12 protein-coding genes are annotated in these 15464 nt (G+C 70.2%); 6 read left to right on the top strand and 6 right to left on the bottom strand.

Going from position 1 to position 15464, the window contains the following annotated elements; all coding sequences use genetic code 11:
- Positions 1 to 4: 4 nt before the first annotated feature.
- Positions 5 to 1141 carry an iron-containing alcohol dehydrogenase gene (locus GH740_RS12345; RefSeq protein WP_153746393.1) on the bottom strand — a complete coding sequence of 379 codons (1137 nt, stop codon included), beginning with the start codon at positions 1139 to 1141 and terminating at the stop codon, positions 5 to 7.
- The gene (locus tag GH740_RS12350; RefSeq protein WP_153746394.1) at positions 1138 to 2304 is read right to left on the bottom strand and encodes a glycoside hydrolase family 88 protein; all 1167 of its coding nucleotides are present in this window, start codon (positions 2302 to 2304) and stop codon (positions 1138 to 1140) included. The genes GH740_RS12345 and GH740_RS12350 overlap by 4 nt, the downstream gene beginning before the upstream one ends.
- A 134-nt stretch (positions 2305 to 2438) precedes the next feature.
- Between GH740_RS12350 and GH740_RS12355 the strand changes: the two genes are divergently transcribed.
- The 6 genes from GH740_RS12355 to GH740_RS12380 all read left to right on the top strand — a co-directional run bounded on the left by GH740_RS12355 (position 2439) and on the right by GH740_RS12380 (position 7923).
- Entirely contained in the window at positions 2439 to 3260 is an 822-nt protein-coding gene (locus GH740_RS12355) for an IclR family transcriptional regulator (protein ID WP_153746395.1), read from the top strand.
- Between the two features lie 115 nt (positions 3261 to 3375).
- On the top strand, positions 3376 to 4482 hold the full coding sequence (locus tag GH740_RS12360; protein ID WP_153746396.1) for a substrate-binding domain-containing protein: 1107 nt from the start codon (positions 3376 to 3378) through the stop codon (positions 4480 to 4482).
- 75 nt (positions 4483 to 4557) lie between these two features.
- Positions 4558 to 5382: an ATP-binding cassette domain-containing protein gene (locus GH740_RS12365; protein ID WP_367641556.1), complete on the top strand. Its 825-nt coding sequence runs from the start codon at positions 4558 to 4560 to the stop codon at positions 5380 to 5382.
- Complete coding sequence (locus GH740_RS12370) at positions 5379 to 6638, top strand: sugar ABC transporter permease (protein ID WP_153746397.1); 1260 nt, start codon at positions 5379 to 5381, stop codon at positions 6636 to 6638. The genes GH740_RS12365 and GH740_RS12370 overlap by 4 nt, the downstream gene beginning before the upstream one ends.
- Positions 6639 to 6689: 51 nt before the next feature.
- Complete coding sequence (locus GH740_RS12375) at positions 6690 to 7499, top strand: IclR family transcriptional regulator (RefSeq protein WP_153746398.1); 810 nt, start codon at positions 6690 to 6692, stop codon at positions 7497 to 7499.
- A 46-nt stretch (positions 7500 to 7545) separates the two neighbouring features.
- Positions 7546 to 7923, top strand: a complete 378-nt coding sequence (locus GH740_RS12380) for a VOC family protein (RefSeq protein ID WP_153746399.1) — start codon at positions 7546 to 7548, stop codon at positions 7921 to 7923.
- Between the two features lie 21 nt (positions 7924 to 7944).
- On the opposite strand, the gene GH740_RS12385 is transcribed toward GH740_RS12380, so the two are convergent.
- From GH740_RS12385 to GH740_RS12400, 4 genes are all read right to left on the bottom strand, one after another.
- Entirely contained in the window at positions 7945 to 8880 is a 936-nt protein-coding gene (locus GH740_RS12385; protein ID WP_367641551.1) for a S1C family serine protease, read from the bottom strand.
- A gap of 78 nt (positions 8881 to 8958) precedes the next feature.
- Entirely contained in the window at positions 8959 to 9831 is an 873-nt protein-coding gene (locus tag GH740_RS12390) for an NADP-dependent oxidoreductase (RefSeq protein WP_253941398.1), read from the bottom strand.
- A 114-nt stretch (positions 9832 to 9945) separates the two neighbouring features.
- Positions 9946 to 11172 (bottom strand): MFS transporter, encoded by a 1227-nt coding sequence (locus GH740_RS12395; protein ID WP_153746401.1) that lies wholly within the window; start codon positions 11170 to 11172, stop codon positions 9946 to 9948.
- Positions 11173 to 11221: 49 nt separating this feature from the next.
- Positions 11222 to 15400 carry a BTAD domain-containing putative transcriptional regulator gene (locus GH740_RS12400; RefSeq protein WP_172978365.1) on the bottom strand — a complete coding sequence of 1393 codons (4179 nt, stop codon included), beginning with the start codon at positions 15398 to 15400 and terminating at the stop codon, positions 11222 to 11224.
- Positions 15401 to 15464: the final 64 nt, after the last annotated feature.

Consider the following 15464-nt stretch of genomic DNA (forward strand, 5'->3'; position numbering starts at 1 on the left):
GCCGTCAGATCGCCTTCTCGTACAGGGCGATGAGGTCCTCGAGCGACGCTTCGCGGGGGTTGCCGGGCAGATCCGCCTGGGTGAGGGCGTCGCGCGCGAGTTCTCCGATGGCGTCGGCCGGGACGTTCACGTCAGCCAGTCGTCGCGGCACACCGGTCTCGTCGGCGAGGCGGTGCACGGCCGCGGAGGCACGCAGCGCGGCCTGGGTGTCGTCCAGGCCCGCGACATCCTCGCCCAGCGCCGCCGCGATCCGGGCGAACCGTGCCGGGGCTGCCGGGATGTTGAAGTCGATCACGTACGGGAGGAACAGCGCATTGGCGGTGCCGTGGTGCACGCCGAAGTGCGCGCCCAGCGTGTTCGCCAGCGCGTGCACGGCGCCGAGCCCGGCGTCGTGGAACCCGATGCCGGCCATCGACGATGCCACGAGCATGTTGTACAGGGCGTCCGCGTCGCCGCGGGACGCGGCCACGAGGTTCTTGCCGATGATCTCGATAGCGCCGAGGTTCAGGGCGTCGGTGACGGGGTTCGCGCCCTTCGCGACGTACGCCTCGATCGCGTGCGTGAGGGCGTCCATCCCGGTCGTCGCGGCGATCCGGCCGGGCAGGCGCGCGACCACGCGCGGGTCGAGCACGGCGATCGTGGCGAACATGAGGTCCGACACGATGATCATCTTGACCTGCGTCTCCGGGTTCATGATGACCGCGCCCTTGGTCACCTCGGAGCCGGAGCCGACCGTGGTGGGCACCACGAGGACGGGAAGCGGCCGGTTCGTGAAACGGTCCACGCCCTCATAGTCGGCGATGTCGCCGCCGTTCGCGCCGAGCACCGCGACGGACTTCGCCACGTCGATGCTCGACCCGCCGCCGATGGCGACGATGACATCCGCGCCGCTGGCGCGTCGGGTTGCGTCGGCCCGGCGCACGGTGGCTATGTCGGGGTTGCCGACGACGTCGGCGAACGTCGTGGTGGGCAGCGCCGAGCCCAGCACGTGGGTGACGGTGGCGTGGATGCCGGCCGCCACGATGCCGGGATCGGTGACGACCAGGGCATGCGTGCCGAGGGTGGCGAGTTCGGCGGCGGCGGTCTCGAGGGCGTCGGCGCCCATGATCAGCCGGGGCGGGGACGAGAAGTGCTGGCTCATGACAGGGTCTCCTGGAGCGTGTCGGTGTCGGGATGGGTGGTGCCGGCGAGCCCGGCGAGGCTGCGCAGCTGCGGTGTGGATGCCAGGCGCCACAGCGCTTCGGTGAAGTAGTAGTCGCCCCACATCACGGACTCGTCGACGCCGATCCCGTGACCGGCGTGATACGTGGCGTGGCGGATGACGCCTTCCCAGTCGCCCGCCGGGTCGGCGAGGAATTCCGGACCGGCGAGGGCGCCGAGGATGCGGACCGCGTACTGCGCATACTCGGGTCCGCGAGTGCCGGCCTGCGCGGCCAGCTGCAGCAGGCCCGCCGCGGCGATGCTGGCCGCGGATGCCTCGTGTGCCAGCACGGGGTGCGGGTCGTCCCAGTCGTTCGGCGGGATCAGGCCATCGCCGGTGCGCTCCATGTAGGTGCGTGCGAGGGATTCCGCTGTGCTCAGGAAGCGGGGGTCGTCGGTGTGCGCGAAAGTGGTGCTGAATCCGTACAGTCCCCATGCGAGCCCCCGCGCCCAGCAGGAGTCCGCGCGGTACCCCTGATGCGTCGCGGCACGGAGGAACTCGCCGGACTCCGGGTCGAACCATCCCTCGTGCACGGTGCTCGCATCGCCGCGGACGAGGAAGCGCCGCGTCGTGAGAGCGTGCTGGATCGCCACCCGGGTGAGGTCGGCGTCGCCGCTGATCTCGGCCGCCCGGAAGATGATCTCGATGTTCATCATGATGTCGATGAACGTACTGCCGGCGGCGACCCAGGTGCTCAGGTACCGCCCGTTCGGGTTGAACCGGCCGGCCATCGTGCGGCCGGCCTGGACGAGCACCTCGGCCGTCCGCGCCGTCGGGTCGAGCTCATGCCACCGGCCCCAGCTCGGCGTGAAGATGAAGCCGATGTCGTGGGTGCCGGTATCGAGCTTGCGCTGCTCCAGCGCGAGGCTGTAGCGGCGTGCGGCGTCGTGCCAGCGCGCGTCGCCGGTGCGCTCGGCGAAGATCCACAACTGGCCGGTGAGGAAACCGGCCGTCCACACCGGCGCCCACGGGTCCTCGTCGAACACCCAGTGCCCCCGGGTCGTGTACACGGGCACCCGGCCCGGGTGCGCGGTGATCAGCCGGTCCACCTGCGCCTGGGCGACGTCCAATGCACTGTCGATGTCCAGGGGACGGTATGGCATCGGGCTCTCCTCGCATCGACGACGACTTCTGCGTCACACCGACGGTAGATCGGGGCTATCCGTGGATCAATAGCAGTGAGATAATGGTGTTCGCGAGGTGCTAACGCCGACGATGGAGTAGGGGTGAGCATGTCATGACCGACGTTCCCGATCCGGTCACCGCAAGCCATGTCCGCACCGTGGGATCGGTGCGGCATGCGATGACCCTGCTGCGATGCCTGGCGGCCGGCACGCCGTTGACCCTGAGTGCACTGGCGCGGCGGGTGGGGCTGAGCAAGCCCGCCACATACAACCTGCTGTCCACACTCGTGGGCGAACAGCTCGTGAGCCGGGACGAGAATCTGCGCTACGCCCTGTCCTGGCATCTGTTCGAGTACTCGCGCGCCGTGACGGAGGCCAAGCGGATGACGGGCGCCGCACGCCGGGCGCTGCACGACCTCGCCCGGGAGACCGGCGGTGCGGTCCTCGTCTCGGTGCTGGACCGCGACGGCGTGCTCTATGTCGATCGGGAGGATGCCGACATCCTGCGGATGCGCGCGGACACGGGTCTTCGCGCTCCCCTGCACACCACGGCGTCGGGGAAGGTGCTGCTGACCGCCCTGTCCACGCCGCACGTGGATCGGCTGATCGAGTCGGGCCTGGCCGCGAAGACGACGGCGACGATCACCGATCCGCGCGTACTGCGCCGCGAGTTGTTGGCGACCCGGGACCGCGGCTACGCGGTGTGCTGGGAGGAGCAGGAGCCACGGCTGTCCAGCGTCGCGGTCCCGGTGCTGCGCGCGGACCGGTCCGTGTGCGCGGCGGTCGCCGTCGCATTCCCCACGATGCGGCTGCGATCGATCTCCCCGGACCGCCTGCGGGGGCGGCTGCACGCCGCCGCGACGCGCATCGCCGGCGAGCTCGCGGCCCGGTCGCAGGGCATGTCGGGTGGCGCCGATTACGTTAGCGAGCAATGAACGCCGTTCGTCACTGACTAACACTTTCCGTTCGGGAGCCCTTGTCGCCCCCGGCACCCGATGCCACGCTTGCGTCGATCGTCGAGGACGACGACACCAAGGACGGAGGCTATCCATGAAGATCACAACAGGTGGCAGGCCGGCGGCGTTGCTCGGCGCCGTCCTGCTGTTCGCGGGGCTCGGGCTGGTCGCGTGTGCGCCGGAATCCGGGCCCGCTGAGCCGGGGCCCAGCGAAACCACACAGGCGGTGTCGCTTGAGACCGGGTTCAAGATCGGGCTGCTCCTGCCCGACGAGAGCTCGACACGGTACGAGACGCAGGACCGGCCCGGCTTCGAAGCTGCCGTGAAGGCGGCGTGCCCGAAGTGCGAGGTGCTGTACGCCAACGCGAACCAGGACGCCGCCAAGCAGCAGCAGCAGGCGAACTCGATGCTGACGCAGGGCGTGAAGGTGCTCGTGGTCGACCCCTGGGACGGCGTGGCCGCAGCGGCCATCGTCGATCAGGCCGTCGCACAGAAGGTCCCGGTGATCGCCTACGACCGGCTGATCAAGAGCCCGCAGCTGTCCTACATCATCTCGAACAACTACGAGAAGGTCGGCGAGCTGCAGGGGCAGGCACTGGTCGAGAAGCTGAAGGCCGACAACGTGCCGGCCGGCAGCGGAATCGTGATGCTCAACGGCGCCACGACCGACAACAACGCCGTGAACATCCGCAAGGGCGCGCTCAGCCAGATCGAGCCCGCCGGTTACAAGGTGCTCGCGCACATCGAGACGTGGGACGGCCCCACGGCCGAGAAGTTCGCCTCGTCCCAGATAGCGAAGTTCGGCACCAAGATCGCCGCGTTCTACTCGGCCAACGACGGAAACGCGCTGGCCGCCATCGCCGCGATGAACGCCGCGGGCATGAAGCTCGTGCCCACCACGGGTCTGGATGCCACGCTTGCCAGCGTGCAGTCGATCCTCGCCGGTCAGCAGTACATGACCGTGTACAACTCGTTCAAGGGCGAGGCCGAGCAGGCCGTGAAGGTCGCCCTCGACCTGGCGCAGGGCAAGACCCCGACCTCGACGGACACCGTCGACGGGATCCCGGCGTTCCTGCAGCAGCCGCAGGCGGTCACCGCCGACACCGTCGCCACGACGGTCGTGAAGGACGGCGTCTACAAGACGTCCGATATCTGCACGACCCAGTACGCGGCGGCGTGCACGGCTCACAACATCAAGTAGCAAGCATTCCGCGGCCGGCCGGAACCCGAACCGGCCGGCCGCGGAACCCATCGTCACCGGTGAAGGAGAACCGTGATCGACACCAAGCCCCCCGCGCTCGCCGACCAGCGACCGCTGCTGTCGCTGCGCGGCATCTCCAAGGCGTTCGGCGCAGTGAGCGCGCTGACCGATGTGGACCTCGACGTCCACGCCGGGGAGATCGTCGCCCTGGTCGGCGACAACGGCGCCGGCAAGTCCACGCTCGTGAAGATCCTCGCCGGCGCGCACGCCGCCGACGCCGGGTCGATTCAGTGGAACGGGGAGCCGGTGACGATCTCCTCCCCGCTGGAGGCACAGCAGCTCGGCATCGCGACGGTCTATCAGGACCTCGCGCTGTGCGACAACCTCGACGTCGTGCAGAACCTCTTCCTCGGCCGCGAGACCGGATCGGCGTTCGCGATGGACGAGGTCGACATGGAGAAACGGTCGTGGGGCCTCCTCGCGCAGCTCTCCGCGAAGATCCCGTCGGTACGGATCCCGGTGGCGAGCCTGTCCGGCGGCCAGCGGCAGACGGTGGCGATAGCGCGATCCCTGGTCGGCGAGCCCTCCGTCGTGATCCTCGACGAGCCGACCGCCGCCCTCGGCGTCGCGCAGACCGCCGAGGTCCTCAATCTCGTCGAGCGACTGCGCGACCACGGCCTCGGCGTCATCCTGATCAGCCACAACATGGCCAACGTGCAGAACGTGTCGGACCGGATCGTCGTGCTCCGGCTCGGCCGCAACAACGGCGCCTTCCGCACGAGGGACGTCAGCTACGAAGACATCGTCACCGCCATCACCGGCGCCGCGGACAACTCCGTGACCAAGCGGGCGGCGGCGCACTCCACGACCACCGGTGCTGCGAAGGAGCAGAGCAGATGAGCCTCAAGTCCCCGATCGCGTCGCCGGCAACCCAGACGCTCGACCGGCACGATGAGCGACTGCAGGCCGCCACCGGGTTCATCGACGAGCTGCGCATGACGGGCCGGCGCATCCGCCGCGGCGACATCGGCTCGCTTCCGGTGATCATCGGCCTCGTGATCATCGCGGCGGTGTTCCAGACGCTCAACCCGCTGTTCCTGTCGAGCATCAACCTCGTGAACCTCATGCTGGACAGCGCCGCCGTCGGCACCATCGCGGTCGGAGTGGTACTGGTGCTGCTGCTGGCGCAGATCGACCTGTCGATCGGCTCGGTCAGTGGATTCGCCGCCGCTATCCTCGCCGTCACGTTCGTGCAGCTGGGGTGGCCCCTGTGGGTGGCGCTGACGCTGCCGCTGGCGATGGGCGCCGCGGTCGGGGCCATCTACGCGCTGCTGTTCCTCCGCTTCGGTGTGCCGAGCTTCGTGTCCACACTGGGCGGCCTGCTCGCGATCCTCGGATTCCAGCTGTTCATCCTGGGCACCAACGGCTCGATCAACCTCCCGTTCGACTCGTTCATCGTGCGGTTCGCGCAGAAGATGTTCCTCGCCCCGGTCACCTCGTACGTCCTCGTCGTGGTGGTGGCGGTCGTGTACGTGGGGTTCGCGCTGACCTCAGCCGCGAAGCGGCGGCGCAACGGGCTGTCGGCGTCGTCCGTTCCGGGCATCTGGGTCCGCGGCATCCTGCTGCTGGTGGGTCTGGAGGCCGCCGTCTGGTATCTGAACCAGTCGCGGGGCGTGGCGGTCATGTTCCTCTTCTTCCTCGGGGTGATCGGCGTGGTGGCATGGGCGCTGCGACGCACCCGGTGGGGCCGGGCGATGTTCGCCATCGGCGGCAACGTCGAGGCGGCCCGCCGCGCCGGCATCCGGGTCGGCCGCATCTACCTCACGGCGTTCATCCTCTCCAGCGTGCTGGCGGCTGCGGGCGGTCTGATGGCGGCCGGCCGGCTCGCCGCCGCGACGCTGAGCAGCGGCACCGGCGACGTGAACCTGGACGCCATAGCGGCGGCCGTCATCGGCGGTACGAGCCTGTTCGGCGGGCGCGGCAGCGCGCAGTCGGCGCTGCTGGGCATCCTCGTGATCGAGGCGATAGCGAGCGGCCTGAACCTGCTGAACCTGGACTCGTCGATCCGCTTCATGATCACCGGCGGGGTCCTCGTGCTGGCTGTGGTCGTGGACTCGCTGTCGCGCCGGTCCCGCGCCGCACACGGCACGGCGTGACGACCGCCGAACCGGTTACGCTCGATGGTGGCGGATTGAGGGAATGAACGAATGAACGCTTCACAGACGCCGAGCGTCCCGGTCAAGGAAGGCTCTCGGACGGTGCGCTCGGTCGTCCACGCGGTCAAGCTGCTCAAGAGCCTCTCCCGCTCGAGCGGGCCCACGAGCCTCGGGGAGCTGGCCGCGGATGTCGGACTGAGCAAGCCCGCGACGTTCAACCTGCTGAAGACGCTCGAAATCGAGGGCCTCGTCGCGAAAGACGGCTCGGCGCAGTACCGACTGACCTGGGGAATGTACGAGTTGGGCAGCGCGGTCGTGCGATCGACCGATCTCACCCGGGTCGGCCGGTTCCACCTCGACTCGCTCGCGGACGCGACCGGCGAGGCGGTCCTCCTGGCGATCATGGACGAGGACTCCGTGCTCTATGTCGATCGCGGCCAGTCCGCCGACTCGTTCGCCATGGTGGCCAACGTGGGCAGGCGCTCCCCCCTGCACACGAACGCCTCGGGCAAGGTGCTGCTGGCGTGGCAGAGCAGGGAGTTCGTCGACGAGTTCCTGGCATCCGGTCCGCTGGAGCGCAAGACGCCGTACACGATCACCGACCCCGACGCGCTGCGCCGCGAGCTCGCCGCCGTCCGCCGTGATGGATATGCGATGTGCGCCCAGGAGCAGGAGGAGGGCCTGTCGAGCATCTCCGTCCCGGTGACCGGCCACACCGGCGAAATAGTGGCGGCCATGACGATAGCCGCCCCCACGCAGCGGATCGACCTGCGCTCGGCACCCGCGCTGCGCACGCAGCTGATGACCGAGGCGGCCGCGATGTCGAAGCATCTCGGGGCCGAGGCGTCGATCGGCGCGTAGGACGGCCGCCGTTGTGCGGGCGGTGGCCCGATGGGACACTCGTGCCATGAGCAATGACATCAGCATCGCGGTCGGGATGTTCACGGTCGCGGACCAGGACGCCGCAGTGGCCTTCTACACCGACACGCTCGGCTGGGAGGTCCGCACGGACGTCTCCTGGGGCGAGGGCGAGGGCGCCGGCCGATGGGTCGAGGTGGCACCCCGCGGATCGGCGGCGCGGCTGGCGCTGAACCCGCCGATGAGCGGTCAGCCCGGCGGTGGGTCGATCGGTGTGGAGACAGGCGACCTGAGCGCCGAGCGGGACCGCCTGGCGGGCCTCGGCATCGAGATCTCGAACGAGATGCCCGCCGGCGGACCCGTCCCCGCGATGTTCTCGATCAACGACCCCGACGGCAATTGGATCTGGGTGGTCGCCACCGACTGAAGGAGCGCGGCGCGGCGTCGGTCAGGGCACGCGGAGCTCGTCGGGCTGGACGACGACGTCCACGAGAGCGCCGTTTCGCCACACCGTCATCTCCATGCGGCGCCCGATGGCAGCCTCGACCATGGCGCGCTGCACCCCGGTGGCATCCAGGATTCGGACCCCGTCGAGCGAGAGGACGATGTCGCCGGGGTGCGCGCCGGCGACGGCCGCGGGGCTGCCGGCGACGACGGAGACCACCTGCATCCCCATCTGCGACCCGGCCTTCGCCGCGGCCGCGGGGCTGAGCGGCACCGTCGCCCCGGCGACGCCGAGCCACGCGCGACGCACCCGGCCGGCAGTGCGCAGCGCATCGATGATGGCCCGGGTCGTGGCGTTGATCGGCACGGCCAGTCCCAGTCCCACGCCGGCGACGGCCGTGTTCACGCCGATCATGCGCGCGGAGCTGTCGGCGAGCACGCCGCCGCTGTTCCCGGGGTTGAGCGCCGCGTCCGTCTGGATGACCTCGTCGATCACGCGGCCGGATCGCGTGGGCAGCGACCGGCCGAGCGCGGAGACGATGCCGGCGGTGACGCTCCCCGCGAGCCCGAGCGGATTGCCGAGGGCGACCACGAGCTGGCCGACCTGCAGGCCGGCGGCGTCGCCGAGCGTGACGGGCGGCGGGGTGGGCGCGTCGGCGCGGAGCACGGCGAGATCCGACAGGGGGTCCGCGCCGACGACGTGCGCGGCGCTCGTCGTACCGTCCGAGAACGCGAGACTCACCTCGACGGCGTCTGCCACCACGTGGGCGCTGGTGAGCAGATGACGATCCGCGGTGATCACCGACGCGCTGCCGGCGCCGCCGCCCTGGCGCGTGCGCACAGCGACCGCGGCGACCGACGGCAGGACCGTGCGCGTCACGCGCGTGACCGCCGCCGAGTAGGCATCCAGTGCGCCGGCATCGGGTGAGGGCTCGTTCACGCCTTCAGTCTGCGACGGTGGGCGTGCTCGGGACCCGAATTCGCTGACGGCGCACAGGGTGCTGCGCGCATGGCGGCCTCATGACCGAACGGCGATGATCGTCTTTCCCGTACGCCGCGCGGTCGGGTTGAGGGCGGCGACGGCGTCGTCGAGGTCCGCAATGTCGCCGATGTTGGTGCGGAGCCGACCGTCCCGCACGCGCTGGACGATCTCGCCGAGCTGGCGGCGGTCGGACTCGACGACGAAATCGATCGCCAGGCCGCCCCCGGGGCGAACCTCGGCGGGCCCCGTGATGGTCACCAGCGTTCCTCCGGCCCGGATCAGACGGGCGGACCGTGCTTGGATGTCGCCCCCGATGACGTCGAACACCAGGTCGATCCTGCCGACGTCCTCGAGCGCATCGTTCTCGAGGTCGACGAACTCGTGCGCGCCGAAGTCGAGCGCCTTCTGACGATCGGCGGCCCGTCCGGTCCCGATCACGTGCGCGCCGGCCTCACGGGCGAGCTGAGTGACCATCGTCCCGACCGCGCCGGCCGCACCGTGCGCGAGGACGGTCTGCCCCGCCTGGAGCCGGCCGTGCTGGAACAGGCCCTGCCAGGCGGTGAGGCCCGAAATCGGCAGGGACGCGCCCACCGCGAAGTCGATGTCGCCGGGCAGGGGTGCGAGGTTGCGCGCCTCCACCGCGACGTACTCCGCCAGGGTCCCGTCGCGATGCCAGTCCGAGATGCCGAAGACCCGCTGCCCGACGGACAGCCCGGTCGTGCCGTAGCCGAGAGCGCTGACCACACCCGCCACCTCGTGTCCGAGGATCGAGGGCGTCCGATCCCGGCCCGCCCGGTCCTTCCAGGTGGACGGCCACTCCACCTCCGTCGGCACGTATCCCGACGCGTGGATCTCCACGATGACTTCGTTGATCGCCGGCTGTGGTTCCGGCCGCTGCGTCACGGTCATTCCGGCCGCTCCCGGGCCCCTGTCCGTCACGACGATTGCTTTCATGTGCGTGCCCGCTGCTCTCTCGGAGATGTTCTTCCTGGCTCTTTCCTAGCACCCCCACCTCACGTGCAGTCACGCGTTCAGAGCTGCGGACTTCCGCCGGGAGCGGTTCCTGATGAGGAACGGGAGCAGGACGGCGAGGGCGAGCGCCTGAATGGCGGCGGTGGTCACGACGAACGCGACGAGCGAGGTGCTGTACAGCCATCCAGCGAGGGCGCCGCCGAGCGCCGCCGCGATGCCGAGCGCCGCGGCGAAGAGCCCGTATGCGGTCGCCCGGTGCGAGGGCGGGACGAGGTCGGCGATCGTGGCCCGCAGCGTGGACTCCTGGATGCCCAGGGCGGCACCCCACAGCACCGCCCCGATCAACACCGCGATAACCGCGCCCCCGAACGCGAGTGCCGGCAGAACGGCGCACACGGGCGGCAGCACCACCAGGGCCGCCGGCCCGATGCGGTCGTACAACCATCCGGTGGCCAGCGCGACGACCGCGTCGACGAGCATGACTCCGGCGTAGACGACCGGCACCCACGGGGCGGGCAAGATGCCCTGCTCGACGATATGGAACGAGATCAGTCCGAACGTCGCGAATCCCGTCATGGTGAGGGCGCCGAAGCCGGAGTACACCCAGAAGGCGCCCGGCAGCCGGAACCCGTCCGCGGGCTTCGGCTCGGACCCCTCCGGGCGTTCCGGATGCGCGTTGCCCTCGAACAGCTCGGGACGCGGCGCACGCGACCGCAACCACAGCAGAAGCACGATCGCCGCGACACCGGGCACCACGAGGATCCCGAGCGACGGCCGGTAGTCGTCGCCGGTGAGGGCGAGCACCGCCGCGACCAGCAGCGGGCCGACCACCGCGCCGATCTGGTCGAGCGCCTCGTGCACGGCGAACCCCTTGCCGCGCCCCGTGGCCGCGGTCGCGAACGAGAGCAGCGCATCCTTCGCGGGCGAGCGGATCGCCTTGCCCACCCGCTCCATGATGATGAGCACGGATGCCAGCAGCACCGTCTGGGCGAAGCCGAGCAGCGGCACCGAGATCACCGTGAGCACGTACCCCGCGATCGTCCACGCCCAGAACCGGCGCGTCCGGTCGGCGAGCGGTCCAGCGACCAGACGCAGCAGCAGCGCCGACGCCTCGCCGATGCCGGTGACGACGCCCACCACGACGGCGGAGGCGCCCAGCACCGCCAGGATGGGACCGGTCACAGACCGCGCGCCCTCGTACACGACGTCTGCGAGCAGACTCACGACGCCGAATGTCGCGACGAACCGCCACGCACTGATCCGCATCCTCGCCGTCATCGTGCCCCTCTCGCAGGTGAGGAGACCGGCGCCCTCAGGCGGTGGCCGCTCACCGTCGGCCCGCGGCGGTGAGTGCGGCGCACACCGGGGTCTGCGATTCGCCGGGGAAGTATGTCGCCCATTCGGCGGCGGTCAACTCGCGTCCGGCCATACGACACGCGGCGGCGGCCATGTCGGCGGGATCCAGGTCCCAGTCCAGCACGCCCCGACGAGTGTTGGTGATGAGGGTTCTTCCGTCGGGACTCAAGTGCGCCGACGTGAACTCGGGCGAGGATGTGGGCACGTCGAAGCCGAGTTTGCGGCCGCTTGCCACGTCGTACAGCGACGCCTTCTGTGCGACACCCGCGAGCAGAAGGATGCGCCCGTCGTCGCTGATCTCGAATTCGTCGGCTCCCGCCGTCGGCTTGGCGAGCGTCCGCAATGGCACCAGGTGGGTGGTGCTGCGACGCATCTCCGACGAGTTCGTGCTGATCACGTCACCTCCGGGCAGCGCGATCGAGGCGGTGTCGCCGGCCAGACCTTGAGCGATCTCCTTGCCGGTGGTCAGGTCGAACACGGCGGTGACCATGTCCGCCCTGTCCCGGTCCCACCACGAGATGACGGCACGATCGGTGCCGGGGATCTGGTGGATCTGGAGCCAGGTGCTCCAGAGATTCTTGCCGGTGAAGTCCAGCGGCACCCCTTTCTGCTTCCCCGTCTTCGCGTCGAACGCGACGATCGAATCGTCGGCGATGGCGAACGCGATCGCCCCCGGTCCGCCTGGCTGGATGTCGCGGTCGGGGGAGGTGTCGAGGAACTCCCAGGTGCGTGTCCCGTGCGCATCGCCGATCCGCGGCGACGAAGCCTCTGTCGCCCACCGCGCGACGATGCCCTTGCCCAGGGGGACGATGCGCGATGCGGGCTGACCCGCAGCCCGGCCGGTGCGCAGGTCCCACACCACCGAGGTCGGCTGGCCTTGCGCATCACGGGCGCCGCTGGTGACAGCGATCGACGACTGATCGATGAACCCTGCGCTGGCAGCGGCGCCCGGAACGGCGAGACGGGAGATGGGTCCGCCTCCGTCCATCGCGAAGCGGGTGATGAACGGGGTGGTGCGCTGGTTCACGACATAGAGGCTGCCGTCGCCCAGCATGCCCGCTCCGGTGATCCATTCCGAGGCGGTCGAGAACTCTCGTCCGGTCGGCTCCCCTGTCTCGGTGCTGTATTCGACCGCGGTGCCGCGCTGCTCGACGTACGTGCCGTCGTTCCCGACGGCGATCGACACGCAGGGGTACGGATCCGCGTCGGCCCGAGTCCAGCGCATGCGCGCGGTCGCCAAGTCGATGAGCGACGTGCCGTCCGGGCCGCAGCCGATGAGCTGATGATCCCCCGACTGCGCCAAGACACTCGAAGCCACGTCGGAAGCGAGGGCGAAGGACTTCACGAGCTGGTGTGTCCCGGAGTCGTAGATGTCGATCCGTTTCGGCAGCGCAACAGCGACCGTGCCGTCGCGCAACGGGACAATGCCTCCGGGGTCGGGATCAGCGCCGTTGCTGGCGACGAACGGCTTGTCCGTCTTGAGCGTGGCAGCGTCCACCCAGACCGGCGTCTGTCCGGAGTGATCCTCAAGGACCACCGTCCTGCCGTCCGGCGTGAAGCCGCCGCCGACCGCGATCCTCGCGTCGACGTCGCGCGAGGCGGTCCGCTTCCCCGTCGTGAGGTCGACCGCGACGACATGCTCGATGCAGCAGGGCTGTCCCGACGGGAACGGCGCGGGGATGACGACGACGGCGCGTTGCGCTCTGTTGTCGATGAAGACCTGGCCACGATAGGGCGTCGTGATGGAGGGGAGGCCGGCGTCGAGCCGCCGGACCAGCCTGCCCGTCGACAGATCCCAGAGCTCTGCCCGCGCATGCGCGGCGGACGGACCCACCGGGCCGGTCACGGCGAGCGCTTCCGTCGTTCCCGGCACCGCAGCGGCGAAAGTGCGTTCCGCGGCACCGAACGTGACGGTCGTCGTGGGCGCATCCGGCGCAGACAGGACCGTGAAGAGGGCAGAGGCCGCGCGTGCATCGCCCGGGCGCTGACGATACAAGGCCGCTGCGAGCAACGCTGCGCCGAATCTGTCCGACTCCCGTGTGGACTGTGCGGTCGCGGCGAGGGCTTCGAACTGCGCGTCGGACTGCGCCTGAGCGGCTTCCTGAGCCCTCACGGCTGCCAGCCCACCGAGCACGAGTGTCGTCGCGACAAGCATCCCCGCCCCGACGAGCGCAACCCGCAGCCGACGATTCTGCCGCCGGTCTCGCGCCGCGGCAGCTGCGACGGATCGCACCTCGTCCGCGTGCCGGGCATCGGAGGCATCGAGGAACGCGCGCTCCACATCGGTGAGGTCCGGTGAGGATGCATCCCGCCACTCCACCGCCGTCTGCAAACGCGCTCCGCGCCACAGGTCCTCGTCCAGGCGACCGGACGCGTTCCAGGCCTGGGCGACGGTGGATACTGCGCCCACCATGCGCGAGCCGACCTCATCCTCTTCGAGCCATCTGCGCAACCTCGGCCACGCCCGGGCGATCGCCTCGTGCTCGATCGTCAGAGTGCCCTCATCCACGCGCAGCAGGCGCGCGTTCACCAGCCGCTCGATCACGTGCCGCCGCTCGGGGTCCGCCAGCAACGGGGCGGTCGACACGGGCACGCGCACGACGGAGCCCTCGGGGCTGCGCTCGACGAGTCGAAGCAGCACCGCGCGGCAGGTCGCACGCTGCTCCGCAGACATCGCGAGATACGCGTCCTCGGCGGTCTGCGCCACCGCCCCGGCGATGCCACCCGTGCTCTGGTACCCGGCGACGGTCATCATCGATCCCTCGCGACGCGCCCAGGTCTGTGCCAGCGCGTGCGACACATGCGGGAGCGCGGCGTACCGGTCCCCGGCGTCACGGATGACGAGCTCCACCAGTCCGGGCTCCAACCGCAGCCCCGCCCGTTCGGCGGGGCGCTCGACGATCTCACGCAGCGCGCTCACGGGAACCGGGCCGAGCGCGGTGAGACCGTCCCGGACACGCTCGCCGAGCCCGGGGATCGCGATCAGCGCGTCGACGGCGTCCGACCGCGCCGTCATCACCACGGCGCCGCTGGCGTCAAGCACCCGGCCGAGCGTCGTGGCCGCCGCCTGCCGGTCTGGCTGCGGCATGCGCGTGAGCTCCTCCGCCTGATCGATGAGGACCGCGTCCGGGACCGCTTCCTCGCAGAGGGCGGCGAGGCGTTCGAATCCGTCGATGGACGGCCGAAGCGTCGCCAGAGACCACCCGCGGTCCACAAGCCGCGGTCCGATGCCCGCGAGCAGGACGGAGGACTTGCCGGCTCCAGAGGGGCCGAGGATGACCACCAGAGCGCCGGGGCGCACTCGGCTGACGAGCGCGTCGACGTCGGCATTCCGCCCGAAGAATTCTTCGGCATCGTCGGGTCCGTACGAGCGGAGTCCGCGGTAGGGGCATGTTGCGCTGACATCGGGGTGGGGCGCCTCGATGATGAGGTTCGGGTCCTGGCGAAGCATCATCTCCTCGAGGCTGCGCAGCCGATCGCCCGGCTCCACGCCGAGCTCGTCCCGCAGCCGGCGACGCGCTTCACGAAGCACAGACAGAGCGTCCGCCTGGCGGTCAGCGCGATAGGCGGCGAGTGCGAGCAGCGCCCATCGCCCCTCGCGCAGGGGGCGTTCGCGGACCAGGCGTTCGGCGTCCGCTATCACCGATCGGTGCTCACCCGTTGCAAGGCGCGCCTCCAGCAGTTCCTCCTCGGCCGTCTCCCGAATCTCCTGCAGCCGTGCGGCCTCGATGATCGCCGGCTCCCAGTCCGGCAGATCCGGGAAGGGAGCACCGCGCCAGAGCGCAAGCGCACGGCGATATGTGTCGGCCGCACGGTCGCCATCACCATCCAGAAGATGCCGGCGACCCATCGACACCAAGCGCTCGAACGCGACGACGTCCACAGCATCCGGGTCAAGTCCGAACGCGTAGCCTGCGCCGCGGGTGTCGACGGCATCCTTTCCCACTCGCGCGCGGATGCGACCGACGGACACCTTCACCTGGGCGGGCCATGTTGTCGGGCGCGGACCGTCGCCCCAATAGGCTTCCGCGAGCTCGTCAACCGACAATGGGTGCCCCGGCCGCAGCACGAGCGCGCTGAAGATCGATCGCTCCCGGGGCTGCAACGAGGCGACCCCGGTGTCCAGCGCGCCGAGCACCCGCACCGTCATGACAGCCAGTGTGAGCACTGTCCCCCATCGCGTCAATGAGGACGGATACCGGACGGATACCACC

It is taken from the genome of Microbacterium sp. SYP-A9085 (assembly GCF_009649635.1).
Classification (GTDB): Bacteria; Actinomycetota; Actinomycetes; order Actinomycetales; family Microbacteriaceae; genus Microbacterium.

Coding starts and splice junctions, on each gene's coding strand:
- GH740_RS12370 (WP_153746397.1), top strand. CDS start 5,379: ATGAGCCTCAAGTCCCCGATCGCGTCGCCGGCAACCCAGACGCTCGAC.
- GH740_RS12395 (WP_153746401.1), bottom strand. CDS start 11,172: ATGACGGCGAGGATGCGGATCAGTGCGTGGCGGTTCGTCGCGACATTC.
- GH740_RS12380 (WP_153746399.1), top strand. CDS start 7,546: ATGAGCAATGACATCAGCATCGCGGTCGGGATGTTCACGGTCGCGGAC.
- GH740_RS12390 (WP_253941398.1), bottom strand. CDS start 9,831: ATGACCGTGACGCAGCGGCCGGAACCACAGCCGGCGATCAACGAAGTC.
- GH740_RS12350 (WP_153746394.1), bottom strand. CDS start 2,304: ATGCCATACCGTCCCCTGGACATCGACAGTGCATTGGACGTCGCCCAG.
- GH740_RS12375 (WP_153746398.1), top strand. CDS start 6,690: ATGAACGCTTCACAGACGCCGAGCGTCCCGGTCAAGGAAGGCTCTCGG.
- GH740_RS12400 (WP_172978365.1), bottom strand. CDS start 15,400: ATGACGGTGCGGGTGCTCGGCGCGCTGGACACCGGGGTCGCCTCGTTG.
- GH740_RS12360 (WP_153746396.1), top strand. CDS start 3,376: ATGAAGATCACAACAGGTGGCAGGCCGGCGGCGTTGCTCGGCGCCGTC.
- GH740_RS12345 (WP_153746393.1), bottom strand. CDS start 1,141: ATGAGCCAGCACTTCTCGTCCCCGCCCCGGCTGATCATGGGCGCCGAC.
- GH740_RS12355 (WP_153746395.1), top strand. CDS start 2,439: ATGACCGACGTTCCCGATCCGGTCACCGCAAGCCATGTCCGCACCGTG.